At 72.5% G+C, this 20,645-nt stretch carries 13 protein-coding genes; 5 read left to right on the top strand and 8 right to left on the bottom strand.

Translation table 11 applies throughout. The annotated features are described in order from the left end of the window. The first annotated feature begins 38 nt into the window (after positions 1 to 38). Positions 39 to 1,724 (top strand): methylmalonyl-CoA mutase, encoded by a 1,686-nt coding sequence (locus ACIQ87_RS03915; protein ID WP_402401129.1) that lies wholly within the window; start codon positions 39 to 41, stop codon positions 1,722 to 1,724. Between the two features lie 91 nt (positions 1,725 to 1,815). Here ACIQ87_RS03915 and ACIQ87_RS03910 read toward each other — a convergent pair whose 3' ends face one another. Continuing rightward, positions 1,816 to 2,511, bottom strand: coding sequence for a TetR/AcrR family transcriptional regulator (locus tag ACIQ87_RS03910; protein ID WP_402401127.1), 696 nt, complete (start codon positions 2,509 to 2,511; stop codon positions 1,816 to 1,818). A gap of 365 nt (positions 2,512 to 2,876) precedes the next feature. On the opposite strand from ACIQ87_RS03910, the gene ACIQ87_RS03905 reads away from it, so the two are divergent. The 4 genes from ACIQ87_RS03905 to ACIQ87_RS03890 all read left to right on the top strand — a co-directional run bounded on the left by ACIQ87_RS03905 (position 2,877) and on the right by ACIQ87_RS03890 (position 7,513). Then, on the top strand, positions 2,877 to 3,878 hold the full coding sequence (locus ACIQ87_RS03905) for a tetratricopeptide repeat protein (protein WP_402401124.1): 1,002 nt from the start codon (positions 2,877 to 2,879) through the stop codon (positions 3,876 to 3,878). 732 nt (positions 3,879 to 4,610) lie between these two features. Continuing rightward, complete coding sequence (locus tag ACIQ87_RS03900) at positions 4,611 to 5,273, top strand: DUF6230 family protein (RefSeq protein WP_402401122.1); 663 nt, start codon at positions 4,611 to 4,613, stop codon at positions 5,271 to 5,273. 132 nt (positions 5,274 to 5,405) lie between these two features. Continuing rightward, complete coding sequence (locus ACIQ87_RS03895; protein WP_402401119.1) at positions 5,406 to 6,044, top strand: DUF6114 domain-containing protein; 639 nt, start codon at positions 5,406 to 5,408, stop codon at positions 6,042 to 6,044. Then, positions 6,041 to 7,513 (top strand): hypothetical protein, encoded by a 1,473-nt coding sequence (locus tag ACIQ87_RS03890; protein ID WP_402401117.1) that lies wholly within the window; start codon positions 6,041 to 6,043, stop codon positions 7,511 to 7,513. The genes ACIQ87_RS03895 and ACIQ87_RS03890 overlap by 4 nt, the downstream gene beginning before the upstream one ends. Positions 7,514 to 7,607: 94 nt before the next feature. On the opposite strand, the gene pyk is transcribed toward ACIQ87_RS03890, so the two are convergent. The 7 genes from pyk to ACIQ87_RS03855 form a co-directional block, all read right to left on the bottom strand. Then, positions 7,608 to 9,035 (bottom strand): pyruvate kinase, encoded by a 1,428-nt coding sequence (gene pyk / locus ACIQ87_RS03885; protein WP_402401114.1) that lies wholly within the window; start codon positions 9,033 to 9,035, stop codon positions 7,608 to 7,610. Positions 9,036 to 9,129: 94 nt separating this feature from the next. Further along, complete coding sequence (locus ACIQ87_RS03880) at positions 9,130 to 10,353, bottom strand: acetate kinase (protein WP_402401111.1); 1,224 nt, start codon at positions 10,351 to 10,353, stop codon at positions 9,130 to 9,132. Continuing rightward, the gene (pta, locus tag ACIQ87_RS03875; protein ID WP_402401110.1) at positions 10,350 to 12,479 is read right to left on the bottom strand and encodes a phosphate acetyltransferase; all 2,130 of its coding nucleotides are present in this window, start codon (positions 12,477 to 12,479) and stop codon (positions 10,350 to 10,352) included. Before pta ends, ACIQ87_RS03880 begins: the two co-directional genes overlap by 4 nt. A gap of 168 nt (positions 12,480 to 12,647) precedes the next feature. Then, positions 12,648 to 15,077, bottom strand: coding sequence for a 1,4-alpha-glucan branching enzyme (glgB, locus tag ACIQ87_RS03870; protein ID WP_402401108.1), 2,430 nt, complete (start codon positions 15,075 to 15,077; stop codon positions 12,648 to 12,650). A gap of 130 nt (positions 15,078 to 15,207) precedes the next feature. After that, complete coding sequence (locus tag ACIQ87_RS03865) at positions 15,208 to 16,689, bottom strand: phosphotransferase (protein ID WP_402401105.1); 1,482 nt, start codon at positions 16,687 to 16,689, stop codon at positions 15,208 to 15,210. A 250-nt stretch (positions 16,690 to 16,939) separates the two neighbouring features. Further along, positions 16,940 to 18,664, bottom strand: coding sequence for a maltose alpha-D-glucosyltransferase (gene treS / locus ACIQ87_RS03860; RefSeq protein WP_402401102.1), 1,725 nt, complete (start codon positions 18,662 to 18,664; stop codon positions 16,940 to 16,942). Further along, a complete protein-coding gene (locus tag ACIQ87_RS03855; RefSeq protein ID WP_402401824.1) occupies positions 18,661 to 20,616 on the bottom strand; it encodes an alpha-1,4-glucan--maltose-1-phosphate maltosyltransferase in 1,956 nt (651 codons plus the stop codon). Before ACIQ87_RS03855 ends, treS begins: the two co-directional genes overlap by 4 nt. Positions 20,617 to 20,645 lie beyond the last annotated feature (29 nt).

Below are 20,645 nucleotides of genomic sequence, written 5' to 3'. Positions count from 1 at the left end.
CGTCGCAGTGGCGGCCGTACGGAGCGGAGTTCGGGGTCATGGACGCCGAGGAGATCGAGCGCGGCCGGCAGCGCTGGCAGCAGCGCTACGACAAGGCCCGCAAGCGCGACGCGGACTTCACCACCCTCTCCGGCGACGAGGTCGAGCCGGTCTACGGCCCGCCCGCCGGGCAGGCCTACGAGGGGTTCGAGCGGATCGGGTGGCCGGGCGAGTACCCGTACACCCGCGGTCTGCACCCGACCGGTTACCGGGGCCGCACCTGGACCATCCGCCAGTTCGCCGGCTTCGGCAACGCGCAGCAGACCAACGAGCGCTACCGGATGATCCTGGAGGCGGGCGGCGGCGGCCTCTCGGTCGCCTTCGACATGCCCACCCTGATGGGCTACGACTCGGACGACCCGAAGTCGCTCGGCGAGGTCGGCCACTGCGGTGTGGCCATCGACTCGGCCGCCGACATGGAGGTGCTGTTCGCCGGCATCCCGCTCGGCGAGGTCACCACCTCGATGACGATCAGCGGCCCGGCCGTGCCGATCTTCTGCATGTACCTGGTCGCCGCCGAGCGCCAGGGCGTGGACCCGGCGGTGCTCAACGGCACCCTCCAGACGGACATCTTCAAGGAGTACATCGCGCAGAAGGAGTGGCTCTTCGCCCCCGAGCCGCACCTGCGCCTGATCGGCGACCTGATGGCCTACTGCGCCGAGGGCATCCCCGCGTACAAGCCGCTGTCGGTCTCCGGCTACCACATCCGCGAGGCCGGGGCGACGGCCGCGCAGGAGCTGGCGTACACCCTGGCGGACGGCTTCGGCTACGTCGAGCTGGGCCTGTCCCGCGGCCTGGACGTGGACGTCTTCGCGCCCGGCCTGTCCTTCTTCTTCGACGCGCACCTGGACTTCTTCGAGGAGATCGCCAAGTTCCGCGCCGCGCGCCGGATCTGGGCCCGCTGGATGCGCGAGCGCTTCGGTGCCAGGACCGACAAGGCGCAGTGGCTGCGCTTCCACACCCAGACCGCCGGCGTCTCGCTCACCGCGCAGCAGCCGTACAACAACGTGGTCCGCACCGCCGTCGAGGCGCTGGCCGCGGTGCTCGGCGGCACCAACTCGCTGCACACCAACGCCCTGGACGAGACCCTGGCGCTGCCCTCCGAGCAGGCCGCCGAGATCGCCCTGCGCACCCAGCAGGTGCTGATGGAGGAGACCGGCGTCGCCAACGTGGCCGACCCGCTGGGCGGTTCCTGGTACGTCGAGGCGCTGACCGACCGGATCGAGGAGCAGGCCGAGGCGATCTTCCGGCGGATCCTGGACAAGGGCCGCGAGGACCACGAGATCGGCCCGATCACCTCCGGCATCCTGCGCGGCATCGAGGAGGGCTGGTTCACCGGGGAGATCGCCGAGGCGGCCTTCCAGTACCAGCAGTCGGTGGAGAAGGGCGACAAGCGCGTGGTCGGCGTCAACTGCCACCCGCGCAGCGTCACCCCGGAGCTGGAGATCCTGCGGGTCAGCCACGAGGTGGAGCGCGAGCAGGTCCGGGTGCTGCGGGAGCGCAAGGCGGCTCGGGACGAGGCGGCCGTGCGGGCCGGGCTGGACGCCATGCTGGCGGCGGCGCGCTCGGGCGAGTCGATGATCCCGCCGATGCTGGACGCGGTGCGCGCCGAGGCGACGCTGGGCGAGATCTGCGACGCGCTGCGCCAGGAGTGGGGGACGTACCAGGAGAACGCCGCCTTCTGAGGCCCGGGGGCCTTGCGGCCCCGAGGCCGCGGCCGGCGAGCAGCCGCCCGTACGGAACCCGTACGGGCGGCCGCGCCGTGCCCGGGCGTCCTCAGCAGGTGGTGAGCGGCCCGAGCAGCAGGTCGGTGAAGCGGCGGGTCCATTCCGGGGTGATCGGCTCGCCGCTGACCAGCACGCGGTGCTCGACGGTGCCCGCGATGGTGTCGAAGATGATGTCGACCTCCTCGTGGGCCGTCGCGTTGTCGCTGTCCGCCTCCAGCTCGCCGCGCGCCTGGGCGGCCGCCCGGCCCTGGCGGACCAGCCGTTTCTGCGGGTCCACGATGGACTCGCGGATCCGGCACCGCAGTTGCCGGTCACGGGTGCCCTCGGCGAACAGCGCGAGCAGCGCGGCCTGGGTCTCCGGGCGGGCCAGCAGGTCGGCGAACTGGGCGACCACGGCCTCGATGTCGGCCCGCAGGCTGCCGAGGTCGGGCATCACCAGCTCGTCGAAGAGGCTGGCGACGGCGTCCACCACGAGCTCGTTCTTGGACGGCCAGCGGCGGTAGAGGGTGGTCTTGGCGACCCCGGCGCGGCTCGCCACGTGGCCCATGGTCAGTCCGCCCCAGCCGAGTTCGGCCAGCGCCTCGCGGGTGGCGTCGAGGATGGCGCGGTCGGCGGCGGCGCTGCGCGGGCGGCCCTTGGCCCGGGCGGTGCCCGCGGGTTCGGGGGCCGGGCCGGTCGCGTCGGGCCGTACCCGGCTCGTGCTCTCCGTGCGGTCCGGGGTCGCTGGGGGCTGGGCGGCCGGCACCGGGCCTCCTTGCGCTTTACTGGTAAGTAACTTGGGTGGGGCTGGTAACGGTAGCGACTGTTCGCCCGTTCGGGCAGCGGGACGGCCCGGGAAAGTGGGGCAGGTCACGTCCCCGAACCGCCGGTGGGGCTTGCGGGCGGGGCACTGCCCCCAGTTACGCTACGACTCGTAGCGAAAGCAGTGACAACCAGGCGCCGCGTCCGGTGGGACGGGAGCGGCGCGGGCGCGGGTGGGGATCCGCGCCGAACGGTCCAGGCTACCGGGGGACGGGCACGACGCCGGGGAACCCGCACCGCGCGCCCCGCGCGGGGCGACTTTCCTGAGGTTGGTGCCCGCGAGCAGCGCGGACGGGGGAGGATGGTGCCATGCAGCCACGGAATTCGCGTCTCAACAGCTCCGCCCTGCGCGGCGCGGTCGACCTCGCCGCAGTGAAGGCGGCCGGCGAAGCCGCCCAGAAGGCCGAGCAGGCCAGGGCCGAGCGGGCCCGCCAGGTCGCCGCCGCCGAGTCGGGCGGAGCCGCCCCGGCCCCGTCCGCCTACCAGCTCGTCATCGACGTCACCGAGGACACCTTCGAGACCGAGGTCGTCCAGCGCTCCACCGAGGTGCCGGTCGTCATCGACTTCTGGGCCGAGTGGTGCGGGCCCTGCAAGCAGCTGAGCCCGGTCCTGGAGGGCCTGGTCGAGGAGTACGCCGGCCGCTTCGTGCTCGCCAAGATCGACGTGGACGCCAACCCGCTGCTCTCCCAGCAGTTCGGCATCCAGGGCATCCCGGCCGTGATGGCCGTGGTGGCCGGCCAGCTGGTGCCGCTGTTCCAGGGCGCGGAGAGCGCCGCCAACATCCGCCAGATCCTGGACCAGCTGATCCTGGTCGCCGAGCAGCGCTTCGGCGTGGCCGGTGTGGCCGGCGGTGCGGCAGCCCCGGGCGAGGCCGAGGCCGCCGCCCCGCAGCGCCCCGAGGACCCGGCGCTGTCCGCCGCCCACGAGGCGCTGGACGCCGGCGACCTGGGCGGCGCCATCCAGGCGTACCGGAACGTGCTGGCCGAGCAGCCGGGCAACACCGAGGCCAAGCTGGGCCTGGCCCAGGCCGAGCTGCTGAAGCGGATCGAGGGTCTGGACCTCCAGGCCGTCCGGGCGGCGGCCGCGGCCGACCCGAAGGACGTCGAGGCCCAGCTCAGGGCGGCGGACCTGGACCTGGTCGGCGGTCACGTCGAGGACGCCTTCGGGCGTCTGGTGACCACCGTCGGGCGGACGGTCGGCGAGGACCGGGACACCGCCCGGCTGCGCCTGCTGGAGCTGTTCGAGGTGATCGGCCCCGAGGACCCGCGGGTCGTCGCGGCCCGTACGGCGCTGGCGCGCGTGCTGTTCTGACGCCGCTTCAGGTCGGGCCCGGGTCTACTCGGTGCCCGGCCGGGGCGCGCCGTCTGGCACGGCGGATGACCTGCGGTGTCGCCTGGTGATTTGGCGACAATCCGGTCAACCGGACAGAGGTTTACCAAATCTTGATTTCACCCGCGGGTGGTCACCACGTGTGACCGCCCGCGGGTGTTTCGCTGCTGTTTCCGGTGGATTTCGCCGTCACGATTCCTTCAAGGCGTCACGCAGGGTGCAACTGGGGCCGATTTCATGATCAACGCCACCTGATGTTGCATTACCCGTCAGTAAGGAACCTCTTGTGCTTCGCCCGGGATTCAAGCACGATCGGCCACGCCCGGTCCCAGACTCCACACCCGCCGACCCGGTCGGCCACGCGGAGCGCGGGATCCCCACCGGGTGATCCGCCGGCCCCGGCCGGCGGGAGGGAGGGCAGGGGGGTATCCGCGGTCCCACGGCGGTTCCTGTCCTTCGACCGGCCGCGCGGCCCTGCGCGGTCGCTGGTTGTCGCTCGGGGGTGATCGCCGATGTCGTCGGTCCTGCCCGCCGCCCCGCAAGGACGGCCGGTGCTTGGACGGGAGGCCCGCCGCAGGCAGGCCGTTCCCGCGTCCGACGACGCCCAAGGCGCTCTCCGCTACCGAGGACGTAGCTCTCTCCCATCCCAGGCCCCCACCGGTGCGGGACGCACCGCCGGGAGCCGGAGATGTACGTCCTAGAAGGAGGACTCGCATGTCCCAGACCTACGGCAAGACCCGCTGGAAGCGCTTCGCACTGGTGATGGTCCCGAGCGTCGCGGCCACCGCGATGGTCGGCATGTCGATCGCCAACAACGCGCTGGCGGCTTCGTTCAGCGTGTCCGGCCAGAGCTTCAAGGTCACCACGCCGGAGCTGCACGGCAAGAACTTCGCCCAGTTCGGTTCGATCGACGCGGAGCAGAACGGCACCCCGCACCCGGTCGCCGTCTCGGCCTTCGACGAGGCCACCATCAAGGGCCTCTGCCAGTCCGTGGTGACCGACCCGAACGTCATCCCCGGCCTGCCGTGGAAGCTGCCCAAGATCATCCTGCGCCTGGAGGCGGGCAACAGCGACGACGTCAAGAAGCAGGTCTACGCCAAGAACCTGCTGATCGACCTCGACCAGCTGAACGCGGACGCCGAGTTCAGCAACATCAACATCGGCCAGGACGCCTCGACCCTCAAGGGCGAGGCCACCCAGGGCTGGAAGTCCAAGCTCGGCGGCCTGCCCACCGGCGCGACCGGCTTCGCCCAGGCCGCCGAGAAGGCCGACCTGTACAACGTGCAGCAGACCGCCTGGGCCACCTCGGCCGGCACCTTCAGGCTCTCCGGCCTGAAGCTCGCGCTGCACACCGACGGTACCGGCGAGTGCTACTAGGCCGTTGACGGCGGCGGACCGGCCTCGGGCCGCCCGCCGTGACGGCACCTGCGGGACCGGGGGCGGCGGGTGCGCCGTCCCCGGATCCCGCGTCTCGTCCATCCCTCGTTCACACCATCGAGGAGCTGCACCGTGTCCAGCGCCCTTGCCTCCTACCGGCCCGCCGAGCACGAGAACCCCGCCCAGTGGCTGCGCCGGGTGTTCCGTACGTTCCGCCGGACGCGGCCGTACTACGGCGGTCTGCTGGCCATGATCGCCGGCGTCCCGATCATGTACTTCCCTTACGCCCACCTCTCGTTGGGCGGCATGACGGTGGCCATGGCCACCACGGGGGGCGCCGGGGCGCTGATCATCGGCGTGCTGCTGATCGTGCTCGGGCTGACGGCCTGGTTCCAGCCGGCCGTGCGGGTCTTCGCCGGCATCGCCACCACCCTGCTGACGCTGGTCTCGATCCCGGTCTCCAACCTGGCGGGCTTCGGACTGGCGCTGCTGCCGGGCCTGATCGGCGGCGGGCTGATGGTCTCCTGGGCGCCGCTGCCCGAGACGGCGCAGGCGGAGGCCGCCAGGGGCCGACGCCGACGCCGCGGCAAGGGCGGCGCCGAGGACGCGGCGGCCGACAACGCCGTGGCACGGAGCGTCGCCACCGAGAACGCCGCAGGGAACGCCACCGAGAACGCCACCGGGCCCGCCGTCGAGGCGCCCACCGCCGAGCTGCCCGCCCAGGCCGCGCCGCGGCAGGCCGGCACCGTGGACCAGGAGGAGGCACGGTGACCGGGCCGGCCGAGCAAGCCGACGGTACGACCGTTCCCGCGCAGCGCTCCGGCCGGCACGCGGCCCCGCGCACGCCCGTACGGGCCCGGCTGAGGGGCCGGGCGCTGGCCATGGCGGCGGTGCCGACCGCACTGCTGATGGCCGCCGCCTACACGCCCAACCCGGCGGTCGCCGAGTCCGCGGCGGGCAAGCCCTGCGGCACCGCTCCGGCCGCAGTGCCGGACGTGGCGCCGGTCGAGACGCCGGTGCCCAAGAGCGAGCTGCCCGAGCCGCCGCCGGGCCCGTCCGGCGGGCCGGGTTCGGCCCCGGCCACCGCGCCCCCGGCCGGCCCCTCGACCGACCCGGGCTCGGTGCCGGGCCAGACGCCGACCGCCGCGCCGAGCCGGCAGCCCACCTCGCCGGTCAAGCCGTCGGCCACCGGAACGCCCGCCCAGCAGTCCGCCGCCCGTTCCGCCGCCACCGGAGGCGCGGACGTGTCGAGCGCGGTCCTCCAGGGCACCGGCACCGGCACCGGCACCGGAACCGGCACCGGAACGGCGACCCAGGCCGGGCTGATCGACGACCTCGTCGGCGGCGTCAGCCGACTGCTCAACCCGAACGGTTCGCCGAGCCCGAGCCCGAGCGGCGCCCCCGCCACCACCCCCGCGGCGCCCGGCAGCCCGGCCGCTCCGACCACCCCGGCCGCCCCCGCCCCCGCCCCGGGCACGGGCGCCCCGGCCCAGCCCGCCCAGCCGCACGCCAAGGCCGCCGCCCCGCAGGCCGCGCAGTCCACGGCCCCGCCCACCGCCGACGAGCCCTCGCCCGCCGCCACGCCGAGCGGCGGGGCGAGCGGCAAGCCGGCGCCCTCGGCGAAGCCGTCCGCGGACGCCTCGGCGACGCCCTCCGAGGGCGCCTCCGGCACCCCGTCCGCCACGCCGACCGAGGACCCGAACTGCGATGTGGACACCCGGGGTCTGACCGCCGCCGCGGCCGCCCCCGGACACGTCGTCCCGGAGCAGAACTGGACCCTGAAGACCAGCCGGCTCGCCCTGCACGGCGCGGCCTTCCACGGCGTCTACGACGTGCGGACCCCGACCGGCACCAAGCGCGTCCTGAAGTTCGTGGTCGACAGCGTGGACATCGACAACCTCGACATGTCCACCCTGGAGGGCAACGGGGTGACCTTCCACGTCCAGGGCGCCCCGGGTTCCACCTCGACCATGCGCAACGGCCCGGTCACCATGTACGTGGAGCGGCTGTCCGGTCACCTCTCCAAGGTGCTCGGCATCCCGGTGTTCGACCTGGGCGAGATCACCCTCACCCCGGACACCCTGCCGCGCTGGTTGTACGACCTGATCGGCGCCATCCCGATCCCGCTGGAGCTGGAGCTGACCGGCGTCACCGCCAAGCAGGCCGGTCAGTTCGGCGGCACTCTGCGCATCCCCGGGATGCGCCTGTTCAACGACAACGCCCCCTACAGCGACAAGTAGTCCGGGCGGCAGTGAGTACCCGGCGCCACTAGGCCCGTGGGGCGGCCCTCCGGGAAGGAGGACCGCCCCACGGGCGTTCGGGCCGTACGGGTGCTCACTCGCTCCGGGTGCCCAGGTGGTGCACCTGCACCATGTTGGTGGTGCCGGGGACGCCGACCGGGACACCGGCGGTGACGATGACGGTCTCGCCGTCGGCGAGCCGGCCCATCTTCAGCAGCTCCCGGTCGACCTGCGCGACCATCGCGTCGGTGGTGGCCACCTGCTCCGTGACGTACGCCTCGACGCCCCAGCTCAGCGAGAGCTGGTTGCGGGTGGCGGCGTCCGGGGTGAAGGCGATCACCGGGATCGGCGAGCGGTAGCGGGACAGCCGGCGGGCGGTGTCACCGGACTTGGTGAAGGCGACCAGCGCCTTGCCGTCCAGGAAGTCGCCCAGCTCGCACGCGGCGCGGGCGACCGAGCCGCCCTGGGTGCGCGGCTTGCGGCCCGGGTTGAGCGGCTGGAGGCCCTGGGAGAGCAGCTCCTCCTCGGCCTTCTCGCAGATCCGGCTCATGGTGCGGACGGTCTCGACGGGGTACTTGCCGACGCTCGACTCGGCGGACAGCATGACCGCGTCGGCGCCGTCCAGGATGGCGTTGGCGACGTCGGAGACCTCGGCGCGGGTCGGGCGCGAGGCGTGGATCATCGACTCCATCATCTGGGTGGCGACGATGACCGGCTTGGCGTTGCGGCGGGCCAGGGTGACCAGCTGCTTCTGGACCAGCGGCACCCGCTCCAGCGGGTACTCGACGGCCAGGTCGCCGCGGGCGACCATGATGGCGTCGAAGGCGAGGACGATCTCCTCCATGGCCTCGACGGCCTGCGGCTTCTCGATCTTGGCGATGACCGGCACCCGGATGCCGACCTCGTCCATGACCTCGTGGACGTCCTTGACGTCGTCCGCGTTGCGGACGAAGGACAGGGCGATCATGTCGACGCCCAGGCGCAGCGCGAAGCGCAGGTCGTCCTTGTCCTTCTCGGACAGGGCGGGCACGTTCACGGCCGCGCCGGGCAGGTTGATGCCCTTGTTGTTCGAGAGCACGCCGCCCTCGACCACCACGGTCTTCACCCGCGGGCCGTCGACGCTGACGACCTCCAGGGCGATGACGCCGTCGTTGATCAGGATCGGGTCGCCGGGCTTCACGTCGCCGGGCAGGCCCTTGTAGGTGGTGCCGCAGATGTACTGGTCACCGGGGACGTCCTCGGTGGTGATGGTGAACTCGTCGCCGTTGTCGACGGTCACCGGGCCGTTGGCGAAGGTCGCCAGACGGATCTTCGGACCCTGGAGGTCGGCCAGGACGCCGATGGCCTTGCCGGTGTCCTCCGAGACCTGGCGGACCTTGCGGTACCGCTCCTCGTGGTCCGCGTGGTTGCCGTGGCTCATGTTCAGTCGGGCGACGTTCATGCCCGCCTCGACGATGGCCTTCAGCTGTTCGTAGGAGTCCGTCGCCGGACCCAGGGTGCAGACAATTTTCGCTCGGCGCATATGGATCAGTCTATCCGTTCGTGTTATACGTGCATTCGGCATGCACCGGGAGGAATCGCCGACGAAACGTTCCGAGGAGTGAGACGGATCCGTGTCAGTCCTCGGATACCCGGCGTTCCCGGTGCACCAGCGCGAAGGCCTGTCGGGCGATCTCCAGCTCCTCGTCGGTGGGCACCACGGCGACCGCCACCCGGGCGTACTCGGGGGAGATGATCCGGGCCTCGCCGGACCGCACCGAGTTCAGCTCCGGGTCGACGGCGATGCCCAGTTCCTCCAGTCCCGCGATGGCCGCCGCGCGCACCGGCGCGGCGTTCTCCCCGACGCCGGCGGTGAACGCGATCGCGTCCACCCGGCCGAGCACCGCGTAGTAGCCGCCGATGTACTTGCGCAGCCGGTGGACGTACGAGTCGAACGCCAGCTTGGCGTCCTCGTCCCCCTCGTCGGCCCGGCGCATGATCTCGCGCATGTCGTTCTCGCCGCACAGCCCGCGCAGGCCGCTGCGGCGGTTGAGCAGGTCGTCGATCTCGTCCACGGACAGCCCGCCGACCCGGTGCAGGTGGAACACCACGCCGGCGTCGATGTCGCCCGAGCGGGTGCCCATGACCAGGCCCTCCAGCGGGGTCAGGCCCATCGAGGTGTCCACGCAGCGGCCGCCGCTGACCGCCGAGGCGGAGGCGCCGTTGCCCAGGTGCAGCACGATCACGTTGACCTCGGCCGGGTCCCTGCCGAGCAGCCGGGCGGTGGCCCGCGAGACGTACTGGTGCGAGGTGCCGTGGAAGCCGTAGCGGCGCACCCGGTGCCGGTCGGCGACGGCCTTGTCGATCGCGTACCGGGCCGAGTACTCGGGCATCGAGGCGTGGAAGGCGGTGTCGAAGACGGCCACCTGGGGGAGGTCGGGGCGCAGCGCGCGGGCCACCTCGATGCCGGTGATGTTGGCCGGGTTGTGCAGCGGGGCGACCGGGATCAGCCGGCGGATCTCCTTGAGCACGTCGTCGGTGATCACGGTCGGCTCGGTGAACCGCAGGCCGCCGTGGACGACCCGGTGGCCGATCGCGGCCAGCTCGGGGGAGTCCAGCCCGAGGCCGTCGGCGGACAGCTCCTCGGCGACGGCCTTGAGCGCGGCGGAGTGGTCCGGGAAGACCTGGACGCTCTCGCGCGCCTCGCCGCCGCGCGGGGTGTGCACCAGCCGCCCGCCGGCCTCGCCGATCCGCTCGACCAGCCCGGAGGCCAGCTTGGCCCCGTCCAGCATGTCGATCAGCTGGTACTTCACCGACGAGGAGCCGGCGTTCAGGACCAGGACGCGGGTGCCTTCACTCATGCCTGGGGCTCCTTGTGGTCCTGGGACTGGATCGCGGTGATCGCGACGGTGTTGACGATGTCCTGCACCAGTGCCCCGCGGGAGAGGTCGTTGACGGGCTTGCGCAGCCCCTGGAGCACCGGGCCGACCGCGACGGCGCCGGCCGAGCGCTGGACCGCCTTGTAGGTGTTGTTGCCGGTGTTGAGGTCCGGGAAGATCAGTACGGTGGCCCGCCCGGCGACCGGGGAGCCCGGCAGCTTGGTGGCCGCGACGTGGGCGTCCACCGCCGCGTCGTACTGGATCGGGCCCTCGACCAGGATGTCCGGCCGCAGTTCGCGGACCAGCTCGGTGGCCTTGCGGACCTTGTCGACGTCGGCGCCGGAGCCGGAGGTGCCGGTCGAGTACGAGAGCATCGCGACCCTCGGCTCCACCCCGAACTGGGCGGCGGTGGCGGCGGACTGGATGGCGATGTCGGCCAGCTGCTGGGCGTCCGGGTCGGGGTTGACGGCGCAGTCGCCGTACACCAGCACCTTGTCGGCCAGGCACATGAAGAAGACCGAGGAGACGATCGAGGCGCCCGGCGAGGTCTTGATCACCTCGAAGGCGGGCCGGATGGTCGCGGCGGTGGAGTGCACCGCGCCGGAGACCATGCCGTCCGCGATGCCCTCCTGGACCATCAGGGTGCCGAAGTACGAGACGTCGGTGACCACGTCCAGGGCCAGTTCGACGGTCATCCCCTTGTGGGCGCGCAGCTTCGCGTACAGCTCGGCGAACTGGCGGCGCAGCGGGCTGGTGGCCGGGTCGACGATCCGCACCTGCGCGCGGTCGGCGGTCGGCGGTTCGCTCGGGAGGTCGATGCTCAGGCTCGCGGCCTTGCGGCGGACGGCGTCCACCTCGCCGAGGAGGGTGAGGTCGCAGATGTTGCGGCGCAGCAGGATCTCGGCGGCGCGCAGCACCCGCTCCTCGGTGCCCTCCGGCAGCACGACGTGCCGGCGGGCGCCCCGGGCGCGCTCCAGCAGCTCGTGCTCGAACATCATCGGGGTGACCCGCTCGGACCGGCCGACCTCGATCAGGTTGGTCAACTCGGCGGTGTCGACGTGCAGTTCGAACAGGCCGAGGGCGATCTCGGCCTTCCGGGGGCTGGCCGAGGTGAGCTTGCCCTCCAGGTGGGTCAGATGGGCGGCGGTGGGCCAGCTGCCCTCGGGGACGACCGCGACCGGGGTGCCGGGGGCGAGCCGGGCGGCCAGCGCCATGACGTTGGGGCCGGGGTGCTGGCCGAGCGTCAGCAGCACGCCGGCGATCGGCGGGGCGCCGGCGGCGTGCGCGGCCAGCGAGCCGATCACCAGGTCGGCGCGGTCCCCGGGGGTGACGACGAGGGCGCCTTCGGTCAGCGCGTCCAGGAAGGTGGGCAGCATGGCGCCGCCGAAGACGTAGCCGCGCACGTCCCGGGCGAGGCCGGCCGCGTCCCCGATCAGCACCTCGGCGCCGGTCGCCTCGACCAGTTGCGCGACGGTGGGCGCGGCCAGGGCCGGCTCCTCCGGGATGACGTAGGCGGGGATCGGCAGCTTCTCGGTGAGGGTGCGCTGGATGCGCTGCTTGGCGCCGGGGGCGACCCGGTTGGCGACCATCGCCAGGGTCTGGCAGCCGAGGTCGGTGTACGCCCGGTGGGCGTTGCGCACCTCGGCGATCACCGTCTCGGCGTCCGCGCCGTGCCCGCCGACCACCGGCAGCACGGCGGCGCCGAACTCGTTGGCCAGGCGGGCGTTGAAGGCCAGTTCGTCCGGGATGCCGGTGTCGGCGAAGTCGGTGCCGAGCACCAGCACCGCCTGGCAGCGCCGCTCCAGCGCGTGGAAGCGGTCGACCAGGACGGAGACCAGCTCGTCCTGTCCCAGGGCGGCCTGGAGTGCGGCGGCCTCCTCGTAGGTGAGGCCGTACAGCTCGGTGCTCGGCAGGTCGAGCCGGTAGCGGCCGCGCAGCAGCTCGACCACGTGGTCCGTGCCCGGCTTCCCGGGCGCGGACGCGTGCACCAGGGGGCGGAACACCCCGACCCGGTCCACCTGGCGGGTGAGCAGTTCCATGACCCCGAGTTCGACCGCCTGTCGGCCGTCCCCCCGGTCGATGCCGGTCACGTACACGCTGCGCGCCACGTGGGTGTCTCCGTCCCGTCGTCTCGGAAAGTGGTCATATCGACCATACCTTCGCACCCCGAACGGCCGTCCGCGAGCAGAACGGCGGGGTTCGGGCAAGGGGCGGAGGTCCCGCCCGGGTGCCCGCCGGGAAGGGCGGACACCCGGGGCGTTCGGCGGGGCGTGTCCTCAGCGGGCGGGGCGGAGCCAGACGGTGGCGAGCGGCGGGAGGACCAGTTCGGCGGACCGGGGCTGGCCGTCCCACTCCACCGGCTCGGCCTTGACCGGGTGGGAGTTGCCGACGCCGCTGCCGCCGTACTCCTCGGCGTCGGTGTTCAGCACCTCCTCCCACAGCTGCTCGCGGCCCGCCAGCCGGGGCAGGCCGACCCGGTGGCCGTGCCGGACGACCGGCGAGAAGTTGCAGACCGCGACCAGCGGCGAGCCGTCGGTCGCGTACCGGACGAAGGAGAGCAGGTTGTCCTCGGCGGCGCCGCCGTCGAGCCAGCGGAAGCCGTCCGGGACGCTGTCCAGCTCCCACAGCGCCGGGGTGTCGAGGTAGCACCGGTTGAGGTCGCGGACCAGCCGGCGCACCCCGAGGTGGTCCTCGTGGGCCGGCCACTGCTCGTCGAGCACCCACCACTGCGGGCCCTGCTCGTGGTCCCACTCCGAGCCCTGGGCGAACTCCTGCCCCATGAACAGCAGTTGCTTGCCCGGGTGGGACCACATGAAGCCGAGGTAGGCACGGTGGTTGGCGCGCTGCTGCCACCAGTCGCCGGGCATCTTGGAGACCAGCGCCTGCTTGCCGTGCACCACCTCGTCGTGCGAGATCGGCAGGACGTAGTTCTCGGAGTAGGCGTACACCATCGAGAAGGTGATCTCGTTGTGGTGGTACTTGCGGTGCACCGGCTCCTTGGACATGTAGACCAGCGAGTCGTGCATCCAGCCCATGTTCCACTTCAGCCCGAAGCCGAGGCCGCCGGCGTCGGTGGGGCGGGTGACCCCGTTCCAGGCGGTGGACTCCTCGGCGACGGTGATCACGCCCGGGCAGCGCCGGTAGACGGTGGCGTTCATCTCCTGGAGGAAGGCGGCCGCGTCCAGGTTCTCCCGGCCGCCGTACCGGTTGGGCGTCCAGTCGCCGCCCTCGCGGGAGTAGTCGAGGTAGAGCATCGAGGCGACGGCGTCCACCCGCAGGCCGTCGATGTGGAACTCCTCGCACCAGTACACCGCGTTGGCGACGAGGAAGTTGCGCACCTCCTTGCGGCCGTAGTCGAACTCCAGCGTCCCCCAGTCCGGGTGCTCGGCGCGCAGCGGGTCGGCCGGCTCGTACAGCGGCTCGCCGTCGAAGCGGGCGAGCGCGAAGTCGTCCTTGGGGAAGTGCGCGGGCACCCAGTCGACGATCACGCCGATGCCGTGCCGGTGCAGGGTGTCCACCAGGTACCGGAAGTCGTCGGGGCCGCCGAGCCGGGCGGTGGGGGCGTAGTAGCCGGACACCTGGTAGCCCCAGGAGCCGCCGAAGGGGTGCTCCATCACCGGCATGAACTCCACGTGGGTGAAGTTCAACTCCTTGAGGTAGCCAGGCAGTTCCTCGGCGATGGCGCGGTAGTCGGTGAGCTCGGGCCGCCAGGACGGCAGGTGCAGCTCGTACACCGACATCGGCGCCCGGTGGTGCGCGGCGCGGGCCCGGCGGGCCATCCACTCGCCGTCCCGCCACACGTGGCCGGAGGAGGTGACCACCGAGGCGGTGCCGGGCGGGCACTGGGCGGCCCGGGCCAGCGGGTCGGCCTTGTCCAGCACCCAGCCCTGCCGGGTGTGCACCTCGTACTTGTAGGTGGTGCCCTCGGCCAGGCCGGGGACGAACAGCTCCCAGATCCCGGACGAGCCGAGCGAGCGCATCGGGTGCCCGGTGCCGTCCCAGTGGTTGAAGTCGCCGATCAGCCGCACCCCGACGGCGTTCGGCGCCCAGACCGCGAAGGCGGTGCCGGGCACCCCGTCGACGGTGCGCACGTGCGAGCCGAGCGCCCGCCACAGCTGCTCGTGCCGGCCCTCGGAGATCAGGTGCAGGTCGAATTCGCCGAGGGTGGGCGGGGTGCGGTAGCCGTCGTACTGGCGCAGCGGCTCGCCGCCGGGGTACGTGACCAGCAGGGTGTACTCGGGGAGGTCGCCGCCGGCCATCAGTCCGGTGAACAACCCGCCCTGCTGGTGGGTGAGTTCGGCCGGCCCCTGGGAGGTCTCGACGACCACCCGCTCGGCGAACGGGCGCAGCACCCGGATCGCCGTGCCGCCGTGCACCGGGTGCGCGCCGAGCAGGGCGTGCGGGTCGTGGTGCTGCCCGCCCACCAGCCGGTCGACCTCGGCCGGCGGCAGCGGCGCCTCGGGCAGCCGCAGCGCCCCGGCGGGGGTCGGACGCCCGGGCCCCAGGGGGCCCGTGGCGGCGGGTGGGAGGGCTGTCGGGGGCTCCGCGCCGGTGCCGGCGCCCCCCTCCTCCTCGGCCGCCCGGTGTGCCCCGCGCCCGCGGCCGGCGCGCCCTTCGGCTGCCCGCCCTTCGGCTGGGAGCGGTCCGGCCAGGAAGGTGGCCGGTACGGAGCGGGTGGGGCGGCCGGTCGGGTCGATCGGCGTCACGGCGGGGTCCTCCTGCGACGGGGGTGGGCGAACTCCTGCGGGCGGAACAGGAAGCGGTGGTCAGGAAGCGGTGGTCAGGAAGCTGGGCTCGGGAAGCGGGGCTCGGGTAGCGGCGGTCGGGAAGCGGGGCTCAGACGGGCAGGGCCAGTCGGCTGATCGCGGCCAGTGGGATCGGCAGCCAGCTCGGCCGGTGCCGGGCCTCGTACACCACCTCGTACACCGCCTTGTCGATCTCCAGCGCCCGCATCAGCTCCGGCGAGGCGGCCGGATCGGCGCCCCCGCCGGCGGTGTAGCCGGCGCAGTAGGCGGTGCGGTTGCGCTGGGCCCAGGCGGCGGCGAGGTGGGCCAGTTCCGGGTCGACCGGGCCGCCGGCCAGCAGGTGGGCGGCCGCGTAGTCGAAGGAGCGCAGCATCGCGGCGACGTCGCGCAGGGCCGGCTGGGGCTCGCGGCGCTCGTTGACCGACTTGGCCGGCTCGCCCTCGAAGTCCAGCAGCACCCAGCCGTGCGGGGTGCGCATCGCCTGGCCGAGGTGCAGGTCGCCGTGGATGCGCTGGACCGGCAGGCCGTCCGGGTGGGCGTCGGCGAGCTGCTGGAAGGCGGTGCGCAGCGCGGCCCGGAAGCGCAGCAGTCCGGGGACGGCGGCGACGGCGCTGTCCAGCCGGTCGGCCATCGCGCCGGCCAGCCGTCCGGTCTGGGTGCGGTCGAGCCGGGCGACCGGCATCGAGCGGGCCAGCACCCGGTGCACCTCGGCGGTGGCCCGGCCGAGCCGGTGGGCCTCGATGGCGAAGTTGCCGGGGGAGCGGTCGCCCTTGAGCCGGCCGACCTGGTCGAGGGCCAGCTCCCAGCCGTCCTCGGCGTCCGGCAGGTAGCGCTGCAGCAGCCCGAGGGTGGCGGGCTCGGCGCGCTCCATCCGGCTCTCGAACCAGGCGGCGACCCGGGGGATGCGGGTGGAGCCGGCCCGGGAGAGCGCGAGCGAGAGTTCGAGGTCGGGGTTGGTGCCGGGGTGGATGCGGCGGAACAGTTTCAGGATGTACGAGGTGCCGTAGATGACCGAGCTGTTGGACTGCTCGGCGGTGGAGGCGCGGCCGAGGAGGTTGGTGGGCAGTCCGGAGCCGGGGGTGCGGCGGAAGGACAGCGCGCCGAAGCGGTCGCCGGTGGCCAGGTGCTCCAGTAGCCGCCCGGTGAGCTCGGGGTCGTGCACCGCGTCGTAGAGGGTCGCGCCGTCGTACGGGCCCTGGCTGAGCCGGCCGAGCACGGCGCCGGGCCCGATGTCCCCGAGCCCGCCGGAGCGGATGCCGAGTAGCAGCTGGTAGATGTCGCCGTGCGGGGCGCCGGCCGTGGTGGCGTGCTCGACCCGCAGCAGCAGGTGCAGCAGGGCCGGGTCCCCGACCTGCAGCGGGGTGCCGACCACCGGGGTGAGGCCGGTGATCGGCCGCCCCTTGCCGGCGTACCAGCGCTGGGTGGGCAGCCACGCGGCGATCAGTGGCAGGGCCGCCTGGACGAGTTCGCTGACGCCCAGGGTGGTTCTCCGGGCCCCGGTGCCCCGGGGGCCCGCCGCGGTGGCGGGGGCGTCGCCCTGGAGGTGGGGTTGAGAACGGGAGGTTTCGGACATGGCTCCCTTTCCCCGGAAGCACGCGGACTGCCCGACGGGTCGTGGCCGGGTCCGTCAGTCTTCCGGATTGCGGCGGCGCGGCGGTCGCGGCACGCGAGCACGGCTCGGGTGTCACGCCTTCGTGTGGGTGGCCGTTGGGCTGTTCTCCGTACGCGGTGGTGCAGAGAACACCGGGGGCGCGGGGGTCAACTCGCGCCCCCGGAGGGTCTGGTGGTGCTGTCCATGCTGGTGCGCGGCGTGCGACGGATCGTTACTTCGACCGCCTGGTCCCGCTCAGGCGCGGGGGCTGCCGGAGCTGGAACCAGTAGAAGCCGTGCCCGGCCAGGGTGAGCAGGTAGGGCCACTCGCCGATCGACGGGAAGCGCACCCCGCCGATCAGCTCGACCGGGTACCGCCCGCCGTACTGCCGCAGGTCCAGCTCGGTCGGCTGCGCGAACCGCGAGAAGTTGTTCACGCACATGACCAGGTCCCCCTCGTACTCGCGCACGAACGCCAGCACGGCGGGGTTGCTGGAGGGCAGTTCGGCGTAGCTGCCGAGGCCGAACGCCGGGTTGAGCTTGCGGATCTCGATCATGCGACGCGTCCAGTGCAGCAGTGAGCTCGAACTGCTCTGCTGCGCCTCGACGTTGGTCACCTGGAAGCCGTACACCGGGTCCATGATGGGCGGCAGACTGAGCCTGCCCGGGTCGGCGGAGGAGAAACCCGCGTTGCGGTCCGGGGTCCACTGCATCGGGGTGCGCACGCCGTCCCGGTCGCCGAGCCAGATGTTGTCGCCCATGCCGATCTCGTCCCCGTAGTAGAGCACCGGGGAGCCGGGCAGGGAGAGCAGCAGGGCGGTGAACAGCTCGATCTGGTTGCGGTCGTTCTCCAGCAGCGGGGCGAGCCGGCGGCGGATGCCCACGTTGGCGCGCATCCGCGGGTCCTTGGCGTACTCCGCGTACATGTAGTCGCGCTCCTCGTCGGTGACCATCTCCAGGGTCAGCTCGTCGTGGTTGCGCAGGAAGATGCCCCACTGGCAGCCGCCGGGGATCTGCGGGGTCTTGGCGAGGATCTCCGAGACCGGGTAGCGGGACTCGCGGCGCACCGCCATGAAGATCCGCGGCATCACCGGGAAGTGGAACGCCATGTGGCACTCGTCGCCGCCCGAGCCGAAGTCGCCGAAGTAGTCGACGACGTCCTCCGGCCACTGGTTGGCCTCGGCCAGCAGCACGGTGTCCGGGTAGTTGGCGTCGATCTCCTTGCGGACCCGCTTGAGGAACTCGTGGGTCTCCGGCAGGTTCTCGCAGTTGGTGCCCTCGCGGGCGAACAGGTACGGCACCGCGTCCAGCCGGAAGCCGTCGATGCCGAGGTCGAGCCAGAACCGCAACCCGGCGATCATCTCGTCCTGGACCCGGGGGTTGTCGTAGTTGAGGTCCGGCTGGTGCGAGAAGAAGCGGTGCCAGTAGTACTGCTTGCGGACCGGGTCGTAGGTCCAGTTGGACGTCTCGGTGTCGACGAAGATGATCCGGGCGTCCGGGTACTGCTTGTCGTCGTCGGCCCACATGTAGAAGTCGCCGTACGGCCCGTCGGGGTCGGAGCGGGAGGCCTGGAACCACGGGTGCTGGTCGCTGGTGTGGTTCATGACGAAGTCGATGACGATGCGCATGCCGCGGGCGTGGGCGGCGTCGACGAACTCCATGAAGTCGGCGAGGTCGCCGAACTCCGGCAGCACCGAGGTGTAGTCGGAGACGTCGTAGCCGCCGTCGCGCAGCGGCGAGGCGAAGAACGGGGGGAGCCAGAGGCAGTCGATCCCGAGCCACTGGAGGTAGTCGAGCTTGGCCGTGAGCCCCTTGAGGTCCCCGATCCCGTCGCCGTTGCTGTCCTGGAAGGACCGCACCAGCACCTCGTAGAAGACCGCACGCTTGAACCACTCGGGGTCGAGCTTCTTCTTCGAGGTCTCGGGGAAGGTGTCGGGGACGGGCTCGTTCACTGTCACGCTGGGTTCCTCCGAACCGTGAGGAGGTGAGCCGGCTCGGCTGAGGGGTCGAGCCGGACGTAGTTGTGCCGGCCCCAGGTGTAGACGGCGCCGGTGAGCTCGTCGTGCACCGCGTACGGGCCGTCGCCGTCCAACGTGACGGTGGCCTCCTGGACGTGGTGCGGGTCGAGGTTCACCACGGTGATGACCTGGTCGGTGAGCCCCTCGGGGGTGGTCGCGGTCTTGGAGTAGGCGAGCACCTGGTCGTTGTCGGTGGGGTGGAAGCGCAGGTCGCGCAGCTGCTGGAGGGCGGGGTGGCGGCGGCGCAGCCGGTTCAGCACGGTCAGCAGCGGGGCCAGGGTGTCGGTGCGGCTCCAGTCGCGCGGGCGCAGTTCGTACTTCTCCGAGTGCAGGTACTCCTCGGAGCCCGGGTGGGCCGGCTCGTTCTCGTACAGCTCGTAGCCGGCGTAGACGCCGTAGCTGGGGGAGAGGGTGGCGGCGAGCACCGCGCGGACCGCGAAGGCGGCCCGGCCGCCGTGCTGGAGGTACGCGTGGAGGATGTCCGGGGTGTTGGTGAAGAAGTTGGGCCGCATGTGGGCGGCGGCGTCACCGGTGAGTTCGGTGAGGTACTCGGTGAGTTCCGGTTTGGTGGTGCGCCAGGTGAAGTACGTGTACGACTGGTGGAACCCGATCTTCGCCAGGGTGTGCATCATCGCCGGGCGAGTGAAGGCCTCCGCCAGGAACACGACGTCGGGGTCGGTCCGGGCGACGTCGGCGAGCACCCTCTCCCAGAACACCACGGGTTTGGTGTGGGGGTTGTCGACCCGGAAGATCCGCACGCCGTGGGACATCCAGAACCGGAGGATCCGGATTGTTTCCTTGACGATTCCGTCCATGTCCTGGTCGAAGTTGATCGGATAGATGTCCTGGTACTTCTTCGGCGGATTCTCGGCGTACGCGATGGTGCCGTCCGTGCGGTGGCTGAACCATTCCGGATGCTTGTTCACCCAGGGGTGGTCGGGGGAGCACTGGAGGGCGAAGTCCAGCGCCACCTCCAGGTTCAGTGCCTGCGCCTCGGCGACGAAGTGGTCGAAGTCCTCGATGGTGCCGAGGTCGGGGTGGACGGCGTCGTGGCCGCCCTCGGGGGAGCCGATCGCCCAGGGCGAGCCGACGTCGTGCGGACCGGCCGTCAGGGTGTTGTCCGGGCCCTTGCGGAAGGCTCGGCCGATCGGGTGGACCGGCGGCAGGTAGACCACGTCGAAGCCCATCGCGGCGACGGCCGGCAGCCGCTCGGCGGCGCTGCGCAGTGTGCCGGAGCGCGGCGGCTCGACCCCGGTCGGGTCGACCACGGCGCCCTCCGAACGGGGGAAGAACTCGTACCAGGAGCCGAACAGCGCGCGCTCGCGGTCGACCTGGAGCGGCAGCGGGCGGGAGGCGCTGAGCAGCTCGCGCAGCGGGTGGCGGGTCAGCGCGTCGAGCACCCCGGGCGCGAGCGCGGCGGCCAGCCGGGACAGCGGCGGCAGGGACGGGTCGCGCAGCGCGTCGGCGGCCGCGAGCACGTCGGCGCGGCCCTCCTTCTTGGGCACCCCGGCCGCGGCCTGCTCCAGCAGCCGGGCGCCCTCCTCCAGCACCAGCGCGGTGTCGATCCCGGCGGGCAGCTTCACCGAGGCGGTCCTGCGCCAGGTGGCGACCGGGTCGCTCCACGCCTCCACCAGGTACGACCAGCGGCCGGGCGCCGTCGGGGTGACGTACGCGCCCCAGCGGTCGGTGCCCTCGGCGAGTTCGCGCATCGGCGTCCACGGGCCGCTGCGGCCGCGCGGGTCGCGCAGCACCACGTTGGCGTTGACGGCGTCGTGGCCCTCGCGGAAGACGGTCGCGGTGACCAGGAAGGTCTCGCCGACGACGGCCTTGGCCGGGCGGCGGCCGGAGTCGACGAGGGGACTGACGTCCAGGACGGGGATGCGGCCGATCACGGTGTCGCTCTCTGTCGTCTTGCGGGCGG

Origin of the sequence: Kitasatospora sp. NPDC096204 (assembly GCF_044763205.1) — a bacterium.
Taxonomy (GTDB): domain Bacteria; phylum Actinomycetota; class Actinomycetes; order Streptomycetales; family Streptomycetaceae; genus Kitasatospora.
This window is presented reverse-complemented; position numbering and strand designations above follow the sequence as displayed.